Raw genomic sequence first — 15,767 nt, 5'->3', positions numbered from 1 at the left:
GGCGTTGAATTTCGCCGCGCCGAAGCGCAGTGGATGCCGGGATTCTTTGCCTTGTCGACGCCATCCGATGCCCACGTCGATGACGTCCGTACAGCGATATGCTGGACTGCGCATGCGCGAGATTCGCGGATATCGCGAACGCAACAATCATCGATATTCTTTTCATCAGGAAATCGATTTTTAAATTGATGCGTTCCTGCAAATTCGTCCTTGACGATAGGCATAAGATCGGACGGACGCAGGCCGGTATCGTCGCGAATGGTCTCTTTTCGCGTTTGCCCCTTAAACGCCGTCTCCTCCCTGCTGACTGCTGACTGCTGACTGCTGACTGCTGACTGCTGACTGCTTGCTGCTTGCTGCTTGCTGCGGACAGCGGACAGCGGACTGCTTGGCTCCGTGTGCGGCGCGCCGCAATGCGCGTACGGCCATCACATCGATAAGGCCATCTGGTCCTATTGACGCAAAAGTGAGCGGCGTGCGGAAATCGGTGCCTCAATATGATGCGTCGATCGTCTTTCAAGGGACGTCCTCGGCGCAAAGCGTTTGGAGACAACGTGAAAGAGCAGACAAAAATCCTGGCGGCCCTGTGGCTGTTTCAAGCCATCAACAATATGGACCGCGTGGCCTTGAGCTTTGCGGGTCCGTCCATCATGAAGTCGTTGTCGATGGATACGAAGACGTTCGGCATGGTCCTCTCGTCGTTCACGATGGGCTATTTCATCGCACAGATTCCCGGAGGCCTGCTTGCCGATCGAATCGGCAGCAAGATTCTTCTCGTGATATCACCGATTTTTTGGGCCATTTTTACGGGCGCAACGGGCTTGGTTTCCGGACTTGCGGGTTTCATGCTCGTGCGCGTCTCGCTTGGGCTTGCCGAGGGGTTATCAAATTCGTCTTGCTACAAAGTGTTCGGCGAACACTTCAATTCGCAGGAACGCACCCGCGCCATCGCGATCTGGTGCACAGCGATGGCGATCGGTCCGGCCTGCGTCGGCCCGCTGATTGGCGCGCTCCTGGTGCATTTCAAATGGCAAAGCGTTTTCCAGATGCTGGCGATTCCGTCGCTGATCGTTGCCGTCACGATGTACGTGTTCATTCCGAAGCGCGGCGCCAAAACGGATGCGCATGTGCTGGCCGGCATCGATATTCAAACGACGGGTGTCGATCGCGGCGCAGCGCGTTCGATCTTGCGTGATCGCAACCTGTGGCTCATCACGGGCGCTTACTTCCTGTACAACATCGCGTTCGGAGGGTACCTGGGATGGATGCCGACGTATCTTGCGTCGGCGCATGGAATCGACATGAAGTCTATTGGCATGCTCGGCGGTGTCGCGTATGCACTCGCGTTCTTTGGACTCTTGGTGCATGGCTGGCTCGGTGGCCGCGTTTTCTATCGCCATCGCCCTCAGTTGCTTGCATGTTCATACATCTTGACTGCCGTCGGGCTCATTGGAGCGTACCGGGCGACGTCGGTCTGGGGTGCGCTGTGCGGCTTGTCGGTCACAGCCTTCTTTCTCTACGGAGGGCTCAGTTGTTTCGGCGCCATCTTGCTCGAACTCGCCCCGGCGCAGACACGCGCGACCTATTCCGGCTTTTGCAGCACGCTTGGCCAATGTGGTGGCGTGATCGCTCCGTTTGCGATCGGCTGGATGGTGAACGCGACCGGCAAGTTCGACAACGGGTTTGCGCTCATGGCGATCTCGCTGTGTCTAGCCGCGTGCTGCGTGCTGGCGCTGATCCCCGCGATCCTGGCCAAGGCGCGCGCTGCATCGGCGCTCGTCGTCGAGTTTTGATCGAGTTGGCAATATGAAAGGGCTAATGCAACACGATCTCGGGCCCGTTGAAAATGGGGCCGGTCGAAACGACATGGTTGACCTGTTCTTTCACATTGGCATGACAACCGGAAGGATGCGTAGTCACACAAATGAAGCCACGTACGCGCGGACTGATAATCATGAAGTCTCCTGGCCAAGGTTCCGAATCTCCGCCGGACCGGTTGTGGATTTCACCCAGGGTTTCGCGGCGGGAATGTGGAATCCGCTCTGGGAGGACTTCTACTGCGACTGGCGCACGATCTGGTTTAACGATCGAACTGAACCACCAAGCTGGGTGCTGGGCGATGCCGTCATTGCGGCAGGCGCCAAGGGCATTCTCTTCCGCTCCCGGCTTTCGCCATCGGGCACCAACCTCGTGCGCTATGTGGACGAGCTGGCTACCAGCGACAACCTCGAAGTCCATGATCCATCAGGCTCCCTGCCACACAACCAGTCATCATGGAAATGACCGGTGCGCCCGGAAAGTTCGATACCTGACGAAGCTAGCGGTTCTCGACTCTCGCGGGCATCCCCCGCGCAAACTGCCTCATCCTGGCCAGACGCGTTGCTGTGCCGGCATCAGGCAGATGATGTGCGTTTTCTGCGGAGACCACTACCCTCGGCCTTCTGGGTGTCCGCTGCCAGGCTACGCTGGAGGCTTCCGGATCACCGGCTCGCCCGACATGCACGAGCCGTCAGCCCCCGCAAGCTGTTTGCGCCAATCGTTCATCTTCAAGCCATCGCGGCATCGCGCAGCCTGAACGACGCGACGGACTCACGCAACGACCGCGCCTGCTCGGCCAGTGCATGCGCCGCTGCGGAGGCCTCCTCCACAAGCGCCGCGTTCTGCTGCGTGACTTCGTCCATCTGTGTAACGGCCATGTTCACCTGCTCGATGCCAGTCGACTGCTCGCCGGAGGCCGTCGAAATCTCGCCGACAATACCGGTGACGCGATGCACCGACACAACAATCTCGCCAATGATCTGCCCGGCGCTGGCCACCTGCGAAGACCCGGCCGCCACGCGCTCGGAGGATTGTGTGATGAGCGCCTTGATCTCGCGCGCGGCAGATGCGCTTCGCTGCGCGAGCGTGCGCACCTCGCCCGCGACCACGGCGAACCCACGACCCTGTTCGCCCGCGCGCGCAGCTTCAACCGCAGCATTGAGCGCGAGAATATTGGTCTGAAACGCGATGCCGTCGATCAGCGCAATGATCTCGCCAACCTTGTGCGAACTGTCCGCGATGGACTGCATCGTGCCGACGACTTCGCGCATCACCGTCCCGCCCTGCGTGGCCGTCTGCGCCGCCGCGCCGGCTAGCCCGGACGCCTGCCGCGCGTTCTCGGCGTTCATCCGCACAATGGATGTCAACTCCTCCATGCTCGCGGCTGTCTCTTCGAGCGACGCTGCCTGTTCCTCGGTGCGCTGCGACAGGTTCAGGTTACCAGCGGCAATCTGTGCGCTTGCCGTTGCGACACCCTCGGCGTTGCAGCGGACTTCGCTCACTACACGCGCGAGGCTTTCCTGCATCTGAGCCAGGGCGGCCAGCAGTTCCACAGTTTCGTCGTCGCCGCGGGCGTGCAGATCGGTCGAAAGGTCGCCGTTTGCCACTTCCCGCGCGAATGCCACGGCGCGGCCGAGTGGTCTTGTCACGGTACGGCTGAACACGACGCCGCCCACGAGTCCGAGCGCGAACACCAGCAGCGCAATAACAGCGCTGACGACGGTGGCACGTTGCGCGTCGACAGCGGCCGTGGCCGCGATTCGCGCATTGTCGGCGGCAATCGTCTGCGCCGCACGGTCCAGAAGCTGTGCAGGGGCGCGATCGACGCCTGCAACCAGGGCGTCGCCCGCCACCGGGTCGGCGCCTGTCGCCTTGAACGCCGCGAACCCCTTGCGATAGCCCTGGCCCATGGTGGCGTGCGCTGCCGCAAACTGGGCGACGAGCGCACGCGTTTCTCCCTGGGGCAGTTTCGCTTCGAGCGTGGCGGCCATGTCATCAACGGTACGCTCGCGCTTTTCGAATGCGCTCCAGTAATGATCAAGCTTCTGCTCATCCTTGCCGCGCAGCAGCGTGTCTTTCCACTCCTGCACCTGAAGCTTGAATTCGACGAGCGTCGCCGATGCCATTCGTTCGTTCGCGGCTGCGTCCTGCACGCTAGTGCGGTAAGTCTCGATGGCCTGGTTAAGCGTGTGGATGCCATAGAACGCACCCGCCGACATAAGCGTGAGGGAGACGGTAAAGGCAAGGGGAATCTTATGCCTAAGCTTCATGGGGGTCTTCGTGAAAGGTATTGCCGGATGGGGCAAACGAAGTCTATATAACGGCGCGAAGCGCGCTATTTGAAGGGCAACGCGGATTCATTACATGACGCTGACGGCACCGCCGCGTGAGCCGCTTTTGAAGCCGAACTTGACGCTTCGATCAAGACCAGGCGAATCGTGATCGTGGCGTTGCAGCAGGGCTGCTGCATATGGCTCTGCGAACTCCAGCCAATCCAGCGGTACTACTCCGTCAATATGGCGCCGCATTTCTTCATACGAAAAAAGAGCGGGAAGCCGGTCGAGGTGATACGACTCAAACGCGCAGCAGGCGGCCTGCGACTACGTAAATTCGCCAGCCGACGTGATCGCCTCCGAACAGGCGAACCGATGGCTTACGGTATCGGCCAGTAAGGGACCGTCGCCCGCTCGCCGTAGCGTGCATTCCGATGTCGGCTCCATAACGCATGGCGGACCTTCGAGTTTCATTGAAGCGCCGTCTCCTGAGCTTCTCACATGTGAATATTTGCTCGGACTCAGGCTGTCAACTACGCGACGTCAACACAGCTGTATACGCAATTCTTCAGCTTGTCTTCACTAAATCCGATGCTGATTTTGGCGTACTGACGGGCCTTTTCTGGATGATGCAGCATGCCTTGTGCAATTACCGCTCGATTCCTCATCAAGTTCGGATCCGCAGATTTCGAGTTGGTGAAATCAAGGACGATCGCGCAATGCCCGTTCTTCTCAGAGGGAGGACTCTTCCACGCGGCAACCACCAGTTTCCCTTCATGACCGGCGATGACTCCCGCTACGTGATAGCCCTGGATGCCCCTGCCGACAATCTGCCAAGGTTCATTTTGGATCAGATCAAAGATTTCATTTGCCGAAGCGCCTTTCGGGAACGACACTCGCCCTTTTGTAACTATGGATACCACGTTGGCGACAAACTTGTTGCAGGCGGCCTGGTTCTCCTTGTCTTTAAACGCCTCACGTACAGCGCGAAATATGATTGATCGCTGCTCGGCTCCGTACCCTCCTCTAGCGTCCGGCATCGGCAATTCTCCTCTTGTTGAATTACCACTACATATGATTCTTCGCCAGAGAAATTCTAGTTGGGTTCCCGGCGATCTCGGGTCGGATTCGCTGCCGGTATGCTGGTAGCCGCACATACGATAACTCTGCGGAATGCACCGCTTACGCGCCGTCAGCCGCCGATAAATTGTTAGCAGATTGCCGGGAACAGTCATATTGAGCAGATTCAGACAGCCGTTCAGAGTTACTTTGAAACGCACCACGACTAGCTATTCGTCGCGCGTTGAAAGCGACGGAGTTTAAAGCAATGCTAACTACATGATCGTCCGGTGCCGCGAATAGACGACTTGCCGCCCGCCACGACTGCGCGAGTGGTAGTTGTGCCTCGGCAGCGGTCGTTGCGCCAAAGCGAGATCGAACGGCAGTTGCGGGTCGACTACGGAAGTTCGAGACGCCAACTCCCCGGCGGTTCGGTACGGCTTCCCCTACTTCCGGGTTCAGCCAGAAGCTTCCGTCCCCTTGTTCACAATGAAAGTCTGCTCGACGTCGGATTTCGGCCAAAGCCGAGACACAACATTCGCCCTTGCCCATACTTGGGCCTCCGGACCCGACGGCTAAGAAATCTCCACCTGGTGTGCCGCTTCCAGGGCTCGACGTGTTTGAGTCGCATCGAGCCCAATCGCGAGGCAACCCATGGGTGTCGCGTGGTAGACACGGATATCTCCTGCCGCGCAACTCCCAACACGAACCAGCCCGTCGGCGAGAAGTTTGCGCAGGGAATCGTCGACCCGGCCAGGCCCCGTCATGAAATAGTTGCGGCGTCCCCAGAGCACTCGCCCGCTATCGTCCGGCCACGCGCCCAGCATATGGCGCAATATGTCGCGCAGATAAGGATCCACAGGCGCGCATTGATGCACGAAGGCGGGGAGCAACTGCTTCAGCATGGTTTCACCTCCCGGGTGTTATCTATGTCCGCTCGCGGCCCGACAACGACTGCGTCTTTGACAGATTTACTGACGGAGGCCTTCCCGAGCGCAAGTGAGGCAATCCGGCACGACCTGAACTCGCACATACGCCTCGTTGATGCGCACTAGCCGTCTCTTCGTCCCATCTCATCAATCATCGCGAGCTACAGTCCAAACGATAGCTCCGCGCGATAGCATGTGAAAATCGACTTTTTTTGCGATCTTCGTCAGTTTTTCTCACCGACGACACTCCGTTGCGTTCACTTCCGCCGCTTTCCGCACTCCGTGCGTTCGAATCAACCGCCAGAAATCAGTCGGTAACGAAAGCAGCCGACGAGTTATGCCGCACGCACGGCGCGGTCAGCCGCCAGTTGAAACTCCTTCAGAGCCATATCGGTGCACCGCTCTTTTCGCGTGAAGGAACAGGAATCCGCCTCAACCAGACAGGACATGCGCTATACCTGCTAGCGAGTTCGGTGTTCGAGCAACTTGAACATGGCTATGCCAGAGTGCGCGACCAGGCACGACAGTCCGGCCTGCATGTAGCGTGCAGCGCGACGTTCGCCATGCGCTGGCTCGTCCCCAATCTGGCGGATTTCTACCGCGCCTGGCCCGATATCCGTATCCGGCTTTCCATGACGTCGGCGCGGGAAATCCGAACCGAGGGCGCAGACCTGGTCATCGCGTGGGATCTCACGTCCTATCCCGAGAGCGATCGCGAACGCGCCATCCGCCTTGCTCATGTCGCCTTTGGGCCCGTCTGTCTCCCCGCATACGCGTCTTCGGCACGACATGGCATTCGCATCGCGCACGAGTTCACGACAAACGCGTGGGCGCATTGGGACAGGCAGAACGCGGAGCGCATTGGCGACGGTGGCGAAATCTCGTTTCCACACACGCATCTGTGCATCGAGGCTGCGCTGTCCGGACTCGGCGTGGCGCTCGTCGAAAAACGGCTGGTACGCAAGGAAATCAGTGAAGGGCAACTGATCGCCCCGTGGGGCTTTGCCGAACTCCCCTTCGGACTGATGGTGCTGCCTGCGGCGGGCCGGTTGCTCCCCGCCGAACTCGACACTTTTACCGCGTGGCTGCGTGCGCGTCTCGAAGACGGAAACGAATCCTGCGCGTCGTAAAATCTGCAAAAGCAGCCCGTTGCCGGGAGTCACCGCTCATGGCGCTTGCCGGCTTTATGTTGACAGGACTGCTTTCACGCCTCGTTTCCGCTTTCGTCGCTGACGTGCCAGTGATCAGCGCTCAAGGATGCCAGGGCGTATCCCGCACCGCGGCGGATCGCATCAGGATCAATGCAAGGCTGAGCGGCATCGCATCCATTCCGAACGAAGATGCAATCTTCGTCACCGACGATTGCAGTAGCGCAAGCTCTCGAGTCCGGACGTCGTATCTTGTGCTCGATCCTTGAATCGCTCCGCGCAGCCGCTTCAGCGGGCTTGCGCGGCTGTGCAGATGAACACCTGCGTGCCCATCTGCACCGGCGGCGAGATGATCGCCACCAACCCAACAATAAGCGCCTCACCGTGCCCGATGTGGCCACACGCCGCGTTTGACGACTGTCCAATAGAGCCAGCCGATCAATACCAGCGAGATCGCTCCGATCATCGTTGGGAGTAGCAGGAAAGACCAGCCAGGCTGCGCTGCGAAGATAATCACCGGATTGCTGCCTGCCGGCGGATGAACCGTCCGCGTAAGCATCATCAACATCAACGCACACGCGGCAGCGACCGCCATCGGCACATATCCCGGGCCGAACAGATGCAGACAGAGCAAGCCCGCCAGCGACGTCAGGACATGGCCTCCAATGATGTTTCGCGGTTGTGAGAAAGGGCTGGAGGGAAAGCCGAACAGCAGGACACAGGTGGCCCCGAATGAACCGAGAATCCAGGGTTCCGAGGTCTCTTGTGCCAGCATGCCCACGAGAGCCAACGCGACGAATGCGCCCAGGCCGGCAAGCAGAATGCCGACCGCCTGAGCACGCCGCGTCGAGGCCCCGTTGGCGCCAGCAGAGGCTGCGACCGGGGACGTCATGGGCGGTTAGGCTGCCTTGAAGCGCGCAGCTTCTTCCGAGCCCTTCGTCGCGTTGCCCGCACTGTACGAGTGCGCGCCAACACCCGCGAGCTTGCCGCCCTGCACGATAAGGTATTCATCGCGGATCGGACGACCTTCGAAGTAGCACTCGAGGATTTCGCGCGTACCCGCCGCGTAACGTGCCTGCGCGGAAAGGCTCGTGCCTGAGATGTGCGGCGTCATTCCCTGATGCGGCATGCTTCGCCACGGATGATCTGCCGGTGCAGGCTGAGGGAACCAGACGTCGCCGCCGTATCCCGCCAACCGGCCACTCTTCAGCGCATCGACAATTGCGTCGCGATCGCACAGCTTGCCGCGCGCTGTATTGATCAGGTAAGCGCCACGCTTGAAGTTTTTCAGCGTCGCCGCGTTGATCATGTGCTCGGTTTCAGGATGCAGCGGGCAATTCAGCGTGACCACGTCACATACGCGGGTCAGGCTTTCAAGGCTCGTGTGATGAGTGAGATTCAGCTCCTTCTCCACCGATTCGGGGAGCCGGTGACGATCGAGATAATGCAGCTTCATGTCGAACGGCTTGAGCAAGCGCAGCACACGCAGACCGATGCGCCCAGCGGCAACCGTACCGACATGCATGCCTTCGACGTCATACGAGCGCTCGACGCAATCGGCAATGTTCCAGCCACCGTTGTTGGCCCGGTTATGCGACGGAATATAGTTGCGTACGAGCGCAAGCGTTGTCATCACGACGTGCTCGGCCACGCTGTTGCTGTTGCAATACGTGACCTCTGCCACGGTGATACCGCGATCCATGGCGGCCTGGAGATCCGTATGATCCGATCCGATCCCGGCAGTGACGATCATCTTGAGCTTCGGCGCCTTCGCGATACGTTCGGCCGTCATGTAGGCTGGCCAGAACGGTTGCGAGATCACGATTTCGGCATCGTGCAATTCCCGGTCGAGAACGCTGTCGGCTCCGTCCTTGCTGGAGCTCACCACGAGTTGATGGTCGTTCGATTCCAGGTACTTTCGCAGACCCAGTTCGCCCGAGACGCAACCCAGCAAATGCCCCGGAGTGAAGTCGATCGCGCGGGGTGTCGGCGTCGTCTGGCCGTCGGGATAGCGCGTAATTTCAGGAAGGGTGTCGCGAGCGTACTGCTTCGGCATTCCGTTGACCGGATCGTCATACAGCACACAAACAATTTTTGCCACGATGTCTGTCTCCACTCTGATTGGCGAGGAACCGGCCGCCTGGTGCCGCCGGCTGTCCGATCGCGCTACCTGCGATCGATCGACGGACAGAGTGTCGACGACAAGCTTAATGTCGATCCAATCGTTTCGACGTATCACCAGATAAGTCTGGCTTATGAAACGGCAGTTGTCGCGTCGACAATCGCGTGCGGGTGATCCAGGAATGCGTCGAATCGCGTCTGCAAATCGAGACGCCCGGCGGCTTTCCATAAGGCCGCAACGAGCGGCGGGCGGGAGGGAAGTTCGCGTGCAATCAGGCCGATCTCGCGAGTGAGTTCCGGCGCGATCGGTGTCACCGCATCCCGCCCGGCGCTGTCCGTTACGCTGAGCACGCTATGCGGCAACACCGTGTGAAGCCCGGTATGCTGAACGCTCGACATCAACGTGAGCAACGAGTCCGCCTCGAGTACGATTTTGGGCTCAATGCCAGCACGACGGAAAGCAGCATTGATCACCTGCCGGTTCTGCATTGAGGAATCCAGAAGACAAAATTGCAATTCGCCCAATGCATCCCAGCGAACGGCACCGGCGCGCACACTTTCGTCCGGTCCGGACGGCGAGACCAGGACATAGCGTTCGCGATAAAGCTGCATCACCTCGAAACCGGCCTGCGTGTGTTCGTCGAGATAGGTAAAGCCGATATCGAGTTCATATTCGTCGAGTTGCCGCAGGATGGCGTCCGAGCTCAGTGAACGCACAGCGAACCTCAGCATGGGATGCGTTTCCCGACAGGTTGCGATGAGCAGGCTCACGACGGGCATTGTCGTGGGAATCACGCCGACCCTGACCGTACCGGTTAGCAGGTTCGCAGCGGAGACATCCTGCCTCATATGGTCGAGCGCAGCGATGGTCTGACGGGCCCAACCCAGCACCCGCTCGCCTTCCTCGGTGAGTCCGAGAAAACGTCGGCCGCGCCTGACGATCACCAGTCCCAGTTCGTTCTCCAGACTGCGTATGGCGGACGATAGCGCCGGTTGCGTTACGTTGCAAAGCTCCGCTGCGCGCGCGAAATGTTGCTCCCTGGCCAACGTAACCAGATAGTTGAGTTGCCGGATAAACATTGCTTGTCTCCTGGTTCGGCCGGCGGCTTGATCCACATGCGCGAGCGCACTGGCGCATGTGTACCATCGCGCGCGCCACTTTCAACTGATGGATCAAAACGTCCTCGTGTTTGTGCTCCGGGCATGGTAGCGCGGCGCACCCATCGCTATATTCTGCTATATATTACGATGAGTTCACGAATGACCTGTCCTGCTGGAAGGCGGCGTCAACGTGCCGCTGTCGTGCGAGATGGGTATTTGTGGCGCGTGCCTGACGCCGGTACGAGAAGGCGTGGTCGATCATCGCGATACCGTGCAAAGCGACACGGAAAAAAGCGCAGCGAACCAGCAAATCGCATTGTGTTGCTCGCGCGCCCGCTCCTCGCGCATCGTGATCGACCTATGGCGCGAGGCCGCACGCGCAAGTCGATCACGTCTTGAGCGCCGCCCGCACTGGCGCGGCGTTCAGCTTGAAACTGAACGTCGCGCCGCGATCGTTGCGCTCGACCAGCTCGATGACGCTGCCATGCAGTTGCAGCATCCGTTGCACGATCAACAATCCCAAGCCGCCCTGGCGGCGTGCGTCGCCTGAACTGAACGCTCGCCGGAACAGATTCGCACGAAGTTCGGGCGCGATTCCGGGACCTGTATCACTGACCACGACGCTCACCTTGTCACCCTCGCCGGCCAGTTCGACACTGACCTCGCCGCCGTCAGGCGCATGCCGGATTGCGTTGTCGAGCAGGTTGGTCAGCACGCGCTCGATCATGCCCAGATCGGCGCAAACCGCCGGCAAACGCGGCGGAATCTGAGCCTTCAGGCGGATCTTCCGGGATTGCGCGGCCAGCTCGAACTTCTGGAACACGTCCTGCACGACGTCCGCGAGGGGAAACGTTTCGAGCGTCAGCTGTACGTTCTCGTGCTCCAGCCGTGCCAGTTCGAACAGCGATTGCGCAAGCCGCCCTACCTTCGTGCTTTGCGCGAGCGCGACCGCCAGATAGCGGCGGCGTTCGCCGCCCTCCAGACTCTCGTCTTTCAACGACAAGGTCTCGAGGTAGCCGTGCAGGGAAGTCAACGGCGTGCGCAGATCGTGCGAGATGTTCGCGAAGAGTTCGCGCCGCTCCTGGTCCTGCCGTTTGAGTTCGCGCCACTGCAAACCGATGCGATCGGCCATCTGGGCGAAGGTGCGTTCGAGAATGGCAATCTCATCGCGCGTTCCCGTGGATGCCGCCGTGCGACTGAGCGCAAGCGGCGCCGGTTCCGAGCCGGTGCGAATCGATGCATCGAAGCGGCTTACGGTATCGGTCAGACGCCGCAAGGGCCGCGTGATCAGTCCGAATGCGATGAGCCCGGCAATGAGGCCGAGCGAGGCGACCACGGCCATCAGTCCGAGCGTGGTGCGCAGCACGGTGCTTTGTGCAAGCCGCGAAGCCAGTGCATCGCGCGCTTCGCCAATCAGGACGACGTAGATATAGCCAGCCGGGTGGCCGTCGGCGCCTGGAACGACGGCGGCGCTGAACACCTTGCGCGCGTCTGCGCTGCGCGGATCGTCGCCCAGAATCGGCAATGGTTCGTTGGCCAGAAAACGCCGCACCGGTTGCAGGTCGACCTGCATGCGGCGGATATGTCCGGGCGGGGCATCGTCGCCGGTGATGTGACCGTTCGCGTCAAGCAGATAGACTTCGACGCTCGGATTCACCACCATCAGTTGGCCGAACAACGTGCGCAACGCCGCGGGCTTGGGACCGTCCGCGCCCATGAGCGTGGAGTTGCGGGCGATGTGGAAGGCCAGGTCGTGGGAGAGCGCCTGGATGACCTCCTGATCGTGCAGGTCTGAATCCCGTATCTGCAACCAGGCCGACGCCCCGCAGCACGCGATCAGGAGCACCGCAAACACGATGGATATCCGCTGCGTCACTGACAGGTTCATGGCACCCCTCCCTGGCTGTCGTCGCGCAGCGCGGCGTTGCCGGAAGCCGCGGGCGCCAGCGGGTCGAATTTATAGCCACGCCCCCACACGGTCAGGATGCGCACCGGCTGCGCCGGGTCGGCTTCGATCTTGGTGCGCAGGCGGTTGATGTGTGTGTTGACCGTGTGTTCGTAGCCTTCGTGCTGATAGCCCCAGACGGCGTTGAGCAGTTCCATGCGCGAGAACACCTTGCCCGGATGGCGCGCAAAGTGATAAAGCAGGTCGAATTCACGCGGCGTCAGCTCGATGCGTTTGCCATCGACCTGGGCTTCGCGCGTGACTGGATCGATTGAAAAGCCGCCCAGCATCAGCGTGCCGCCTTCGAGCCGCAGATCTTTCGCCATCGCCTCGACCCGGCGCAGCAGGGCCTTGACGCGCGCGACGAGTTCGAGCACCGAAAACGGCTTCGCGAGGTAATCGTCGGCGCCGAGTTCGAGCCCGAGAATGCGGTGCACTTCGCTCGAACGCGCGCTCGTGATGATGATCGGCGTATAGCGTGTCATGGCCCGCGCGCGCCGGCAGATTTCGAGGCCATCGACTCCCGGCAGCATCAGGTCAAGGATCAAGGCGTCCCAGCCGCCCTGCTCCAGCAGCCGCAACCCCTCGGCGCCATCGGCGCTGTGGACCACCTCGTAGTGCTCGTCGCGCAGATGCAGCATGAGCACGTTGGCGATATCCGCGTCGTCCTCGACGATGAGTACGCGTTTGGTCCGATCCATGTGTCGTTCAGCTCGTTCGATAGGGCGCAGCGCGCCCCGGATTGAAGCGCGATGAAAAAACCATTGTGCAGAAATTCCGCCACAGAGTTATCACAATTAATTTTACTTTTCGTGAGGACTTCGATATCGGGCGCTGCCTATGCTTCGTGTAAAGGATGCGCGCCGCCTACCCCTCGGGCGGCGGTGCACCGCACAAGGAGAGCACGATGGATATCCGTAGACGGCTGCTGCTATCGGGCGGCGGCGCGCTCGCCGTCATGGCCGCGCTCGGCCAGTGGCGCGTGAAGGCGGCTCAGCCTGACGGCGATGCGGCGGCGGCGGGCGCGGCGTCCGGGCCCGCCGAACATTTCGCCGTTGTGCATAGCGATGCCGAATGGCGCAAGCTCCTCACGCCCGCCCAGTACGAAGTGCTGCGAAATGCGGGGACGGAACCGCCCTTCACGAGCCCGCTCAACGACGAACACCGAGCCGGCATTTTTGCGTGCGCGGGTTGCGCGACGAACCTGTTCGCCTCGACGACGAAATTCGAGAGCGGCACGGGCTGGCCGAGCTTTTATGCGCCGCTCCCGCATGCGGTGGCCGAACACAGGGATCGCTCGTTCGGCATGGTCCGCACCGAAGTGCATTGCCACCGCTGTGGTGGCCACCTCGGCCATGTCTTCGACGACGGCCCGAAGCCGACCGGCCTGCGCTACTGCATGAACGGCATCGCCATGACCTTCAAGCCTGGCGCGGCCTGAACCGGTCGAACCCGCATCGTCCTTCCCGACACCATCATGCTACTCATCGTCCTGGCGTATCTCGGCGGCGTGCTCACCATCCTGAGTCCGTGCATCCTGCCCGTGCTGCCCTTCGTCTTTGCACGCGCCGATCAGCCCTTCGTGCGCTCCGGCCTGCCGCTGCTCGGCGGCATGGCCGCCACCTTCGCAGCGGTCGCAACGCTCGCTGCCGTCGGCGGCGGCTGGGTCGCCCAGGCCAACCAGTATGGCCGCTGGCTCGCGATCGTGCTGCTCGCGGTATTTGGCCTCACGCTCCTGCTGCCCGGTCTCGCCGATCGCATCATGCAGCCGCTCGTGAACGCGGGCAACCGGCTTTCCAACGCCGCGCAGCACGACGGCGCGCCGGGGATCGGTTCGTCGTTTCTGCTTGGCGTCGCCACGGGACTCTTGTGGGCGCCCTGCGCCGGACCGATTCTCGGTCTTGTCCTGACCGGCGCAGCGCTGCAAGGCGCGAGCATCGGCACAACGCTGCTGTTGCTGGCGTACGCGGCCGGAGCGGCAACTTCCCTCGCCGTCGCGCTGCTGCTGGGCGGCCGTGTCTTCGCGGCGATGAAGCGCTCACTGGGGGCGGGCCAGTGGATCCGGCGCGGTATTGGCGCGGCGATGCTCGCCGGTGTTGCCGCCATCGCGCTCGGTCTGGACACGGGCGTGCTCACGCGCATTTCGACGGTGGCGACGGGTGGTCTCGAGCAGCGTCTCGTCGATGCGTTCGCACCGTCGCACCAACGCGCGATGGCGATGACCGGTGCCGCCGGCGCCGCGAACACGATGTCGGCGACCGGAGGCGCCATGATGCGCGCCTCCGACGCCATGCGCCCCGCAACCACGCAAGCGCTACCGGTGCTCGGCCAGTTGCCGCAGTTAGGGGGCGCCGTGCAATGGCTGAATTCGGCGCCGCTGACCGACGAGGCCCTGCGCGGCAAGGTCGTCATCGTCGACTTCTGGACGTATTCGTGCATCAACTGCCTGCGCTCCCTTCCCTACGTCAAGGCGTGGGCCAGCAAGTACCGCGACAAGGGGCTGGTGGTGATTGGCGTGCATGCGCCCGAGTTCGCCTTCGAACGCAACATCGACAACGTGCGCAAGGCCGTTCACGATCTCGGCGTCGACTATCCCGTGGCGATCGACAACAACTACGCAATCTGGCGTGCGTTCGACAACCAGTACTGGCCCGCCCATTATTTTGCCGATGCCAAAGGGCAGATTCGCTACGAGCACTTTGGTGAAGGCGAGTATGACCAGTCCGAACGCGTCATTCAGCAACTGCTCGTGGAAGCGGGCCACGCGGATGCTGCCAACATCCCCATCGGCCTGGGCGGCGCCGAAGAGCGCGGCGTCCAGCGACAGGCCGACAATGCCGACATGCGCTCGCCCGAAACCTATATCGGTTTCGAGCGCGCCGAAGGCTTCGCGTCGCCCGGTGGCGTCGCACAGGACCGCGCGCACGACTATCGCGCGCCGTCGAATCCCGCTCTCAACCATTGGGGACTGACAGGCGAGTGGAGCGTCGGCGGCGAGCACGCGACGCTCGCCAAACCCGGCGGAGAAATCATCTATCGCTTTCATGCACGAGACCTGCATCTGGTTCTTGGCCCCGGCCCCGACGGCAAGCCAGTGCGCTTTCGCGTGACGGTCGACGGCAAGGCGCCGGCAGGCGCGCACGGCAGCGATGTCGCGCCGGATGGCGCTGGGACGGTGACAGGGCAGCGCCTTTATCAACTCGTTCGCCAGCCCGGAGACGTCGCGGATCACACCTTCGCGATCCAGTTTCTCGATGCGGGCGTGCAGGCCTTCGCATTTACTTTCGGTTAAACCCCACCGGCCGGACTTGCTTCGTCTGGCAAGGATGACATCGTGAATCCGCTTTTCATGAAATCCAGCAAGATCGCCCAC

General features: G+C 61.4%; 14 protein-coding genes and 2 pseudogenes. 7 read left to right on the top strand and 9 right to left on the bottom strand.

The window, feature by feature from the left end; genetic code table 11:
- Window positions 1-554: 554 nt before the first annotated feature.
- The gene (locus C7401_RS27450; protein WP_181565704.1) at window positions 555-1,793 is read left to right on the top strand and encodes an MFS transporter; all 1,239 of its coding nucleotides are present in this window, start codon (window positions 555-557) and stop codon (window positions 1,791-1,793) included.
- Window positions 1,794-1,821: 28 nt separating this feature from the next.
- Here C7401_RS27450 and C7401_RS27445 read toward each other — a convergent pair.
- Window positions 1,822-1,920, bottom strand: a pseudogene (locus C7401_RS27445) (hypothetical protein); the annotation flags it as partial.
- On the opposite strand from C7401_RS27445, the gene C7401_RS45665 reads away from it, so the two are divergent.
- Window positions 1,876-2,283 carry an RES domain-containing protein gene (locus tag C7401_RS45665; protein WP_224043368.1) on the top strand — a complete coding sequence of 136 codons (408 nt, stop codon included), beginning with the start codon at window positions 1,876-1,878 and terminating at the stop codon, window positions 2,281-2,283. The pseudogene C7401_RS27445 and the gene C7401_RS45665 overlap by 45 nt on opposite strands.
- Window positions 2,284-2,546: 263 nt before the next feature.
- On the opposite strand, the gene C7401_RS27440 is transcribed toward C7401_RS45665, so the two are convergent.
- The 3 genes from C7401_RS27440 to C7401_RS44515 form a co-directional block, all read right to left on the bottom strand.
- Window positions 2,547-4,088, bottom strand: coding sequence for a methyl-accepting chemotaxis protein (locus C7401_RS27440; RefSeq protein ID WP_112174575.1), 1,542 nt, complete (start codon window positions 4,086-4,088; stop codon window positions 2,547-2,549).
- A 536-nt stretch (window positions 4,089-4,624) separates the two neighbouring features.
- The gene (locus C7401_RS27435) at window positions 4,625-5,374 is read right to left on the bottom strand and encodes a hypothetical protein (RefSeq protein ID WP_146758006.1); all 750 of its coding nucleotides are present in this window, start codon (window positions 5,372-5,374) and stop codon (window positions 4,625-4,627) included.
- Between the two features lie 351 nt (window positions 5,375-5,725).
- Window positions 5,726-6,055, bottom strand: a complete 330-nt coding sequence (locus C7401_RS44515; protein ID WP_146758005.1) for a hypothetical protein — start codon at window positions 6,053-6,055, stop codon at window positions 5,726-5,728.
- Window positions 6,056-6,330: 275 nt separating this feature from the next.
- Here C7401_RS44515 and C7401_RS27425 point away from each other — a divergent pair, with 275 nt between their 5' ends.
- On the top strand, window positions 6,331-7,209 hold the full coding sequence (locus C7401_RS27425; RefSeq protein WP_112174572.1) for a LysR substrate-binding domain-containing protein: 879 nt from the start codon (window positions 6,331-6,333) through the stop codon (window positions 7,207-7,209).
- Window positions 7,210-7,247: 38 nt separating this feature from the next.
- Window positions 7,248-7,496 carry a hypothetical protein gene (locus C7401_RS44510; protein ID WP_146758004.1) on the top strand — a complete coding sequence of 83 codons (249 nt, stop codon included), beginning with the start codon at window positions 7,248-7,250 and terminating at the stop codon, window positions 7,494-7,496.
- A gap of 110 nt (window positions 7,497-7,606) precedes the next feature.
- Here C7401_RS44510 and C7401_RS27420 read toward each other — a convergent pair whose 3' ends face one another.
- The 3 genes from C7401_RS27420 to C7401_RS27410 all read right to left on the bottom strand — a co-directional run bounded on the left by C7401_RS27420 (window position 7,607) and on the right by C7401_RS27410 (window position 10,428).
- The gene (locus tag C7401_RS27420; RefSeq protein ID WP_112174571.1) at window positions 7,607-8,119 is read right to left on the bottom strand and encodes an HPP family protein; all 513 of its coding nucleotides are present in this window, start codon (window positions 8,117-8,119) and stop codon (window positions 7,607-7,609) included.
- A 6-nt stretch (window positions 8,120-8,125) separates the two neighbouring features.
- Window positions 8,126-9,328 (bottom strand): NAD-dependent formate dehydrogenase, encoded by a 1,203-nt coding sequence (locus C7401_RS27415; RefSeq protein ID WP_112174657.1) that lies wholly within the window; start codon window positions 9,326-9,328, stop codon window positions 8,126-8,128.
- Window positions 9,329-9,480: 152 nt separating this feature from the next.
- Window positions 9,481-10,428, bottom strand: a complete 948-nt coding sequence (locus tag C7401_RS27410) for a LysR family transcriptional regulator (protein ID WP_112174570.1) — start codon at window positions 10,426-10,428, stop codon at window positions 9,481-9,483.
- 187 nt (window positions 10,429-10,615) lie between these two features.
- Between C7401_RS27410 and C7401_RS27405 the strand changes: the two are divergent.
- Window positions 10,616-10,810 (top strand): annotated as a pseudogene (locus C7401_RS27405) (2Fe-2S iron-sulfur cluster-binding protein); the annotation flags it as partial.
- 27 nt (window positions 10,811-10,837) lie between these two features.
- On the opposite strand, the gene C7401_RS27400 reads toward C7401_RS27405, so the two are convergent.
- Together C7401_RS27400 and C7401_RS27395 are read right to left on the bottom strand one after the other, a co-directional pair.
- Window positions 10,838-12,337 (bottom strand): sensor histidine kinase, encoded by a 1,500-nt coding sequence (locus C7401_RS27400; protein ID WP_112174569.1) that lies wholly within the window; start codon window positions 12,335-12,337, stop codon window positions 10,838-10,840.
- Window positions 12,334-13,095, bottom strand: a complete 762-nt coding sequence (locus tag C7401_RS27395; RefSeq protein WP_112174568.1) for a response regulator transcription factor — start codon at window positions 13,093-13,095, stop codon at window positions 12,334-12,336. Before C7401_RS27395 ends, C7401_RS27400 begins: the two co-directional genes overlap by 4 nt.
- Window positions 13,096-13,301: 206 nt before the next feature.
- Here C7401_RS27395 and msrB point away from each other — a divergent pair, with 206 nt between their 5' ends.
- A complete protein-coding gene (gene msrB / locus C7401_RS27390; RefSeq protein ID WP_112174567.1) occupies window positions 13,302-13,835 on the top strand; it encodes a peptide-methionine (R)-S-oxide reductase MsrB in 534 nt (177 codons plus the stop codon).
- 36 nt (window positions 13,836-13,871) lie between these two features.
- Window positions 13,872-15,686: a cytochrome c biogenesis protein DipZ gene (locus tag C7401_RS27385; protein WP_112174566.1), complete on the top strand. Its 1,815-nt coding sequence runs from the start codon at window positions 13,872-13,874 to the stop codon at window positions 15,684-15,686.
- Window positions 15,687-15,767: the final 81 nt, after the last annotated feature.

This window comes from Paraburkholderia unamae (genome assembly GCF_003268775.1).
GTDB classification, from domain to species: Bacteria; Pseudomonadota; Gammaproteobacteria; order Burkholderiales; family Burkholderiaceae; genus Paraburkholderia; species Paraburkholderia unamae.
Note: the sequence above shows the minus strand (reverse complement) of the source record. Positions and strands in the feature narration are given on the sequence as shown.

What these genes read in the sequence shown, in the direction of transcription:
- C7401_RS27440 (WP_112174575.1), bottom strand. Translation starts at nt 4,088, where the DNA reads ATGAAGCTTAGGCATAAGATTCCCCTTGCCTTTACCGTCTCCCTCACG.
- C7401_RS44515 (WP_146758005.1), bottom strand. Translation starts at nt 6,055, where the DNA reads ATGCTGAAGCAGTTGCTCCCCGCCTTCGTGCATCAATGCGCGCCTGTG.
- C7401_RS44510 (WP_146758004.1), top strand. Translation starts at nt 7,248, where the DNA reads ATGGCGCTTGCCGGCTTTATGTTGACAGGACTGCTTTCACGCCTCGTT.
- C7401_RS27420 (WP_112174571.1), bottom strand. Translation starts at nt 8,119, where the DNA reads ATGACGTCCCCGGTCGCAGCCTCTGCTGGCGCCAACGGGGCCTCGACG.
- C7401_RS27410 (WP_112174570.1), bottom strand. Translation starts at nt 10,428, where the DNA reads ATGTTTATCCGGCAACTCAACTATCTGGTTACGTTGGCCAGGGAGCAA.
- C7401_RS27400 (WP_112174569.1), bottom strand. Translation starts at nt 12,337, where the DNA reads ATGAACCTGTCAGTGACGCAGCGGATATCCATCGTGTTTGCGGTGCTC.
- C7401_RS27395 (WP_112174568.1), bottom strand. Translation starts at nt 13,095, where the DNA reads ATGGATCGGACCAAACGCGTACTCATCGTCGAGGACGACGCGGATATC.
- msrB (WP_112174567.1), top strand. Translation starts at nt 13,302, where the DNA reads ATGGATATCCGTAGACGGCTGCTGCTATCGGGCGGCGGCGCGCTCGCC.
- C7401_RS27385 (WP_112174566.1), top strand. Translation starts at nt 13,872, where the DNA reads ATGCTACTCATCGTCCTGGCGTATCTCGGCGGCGTGCTCACCATCCTG.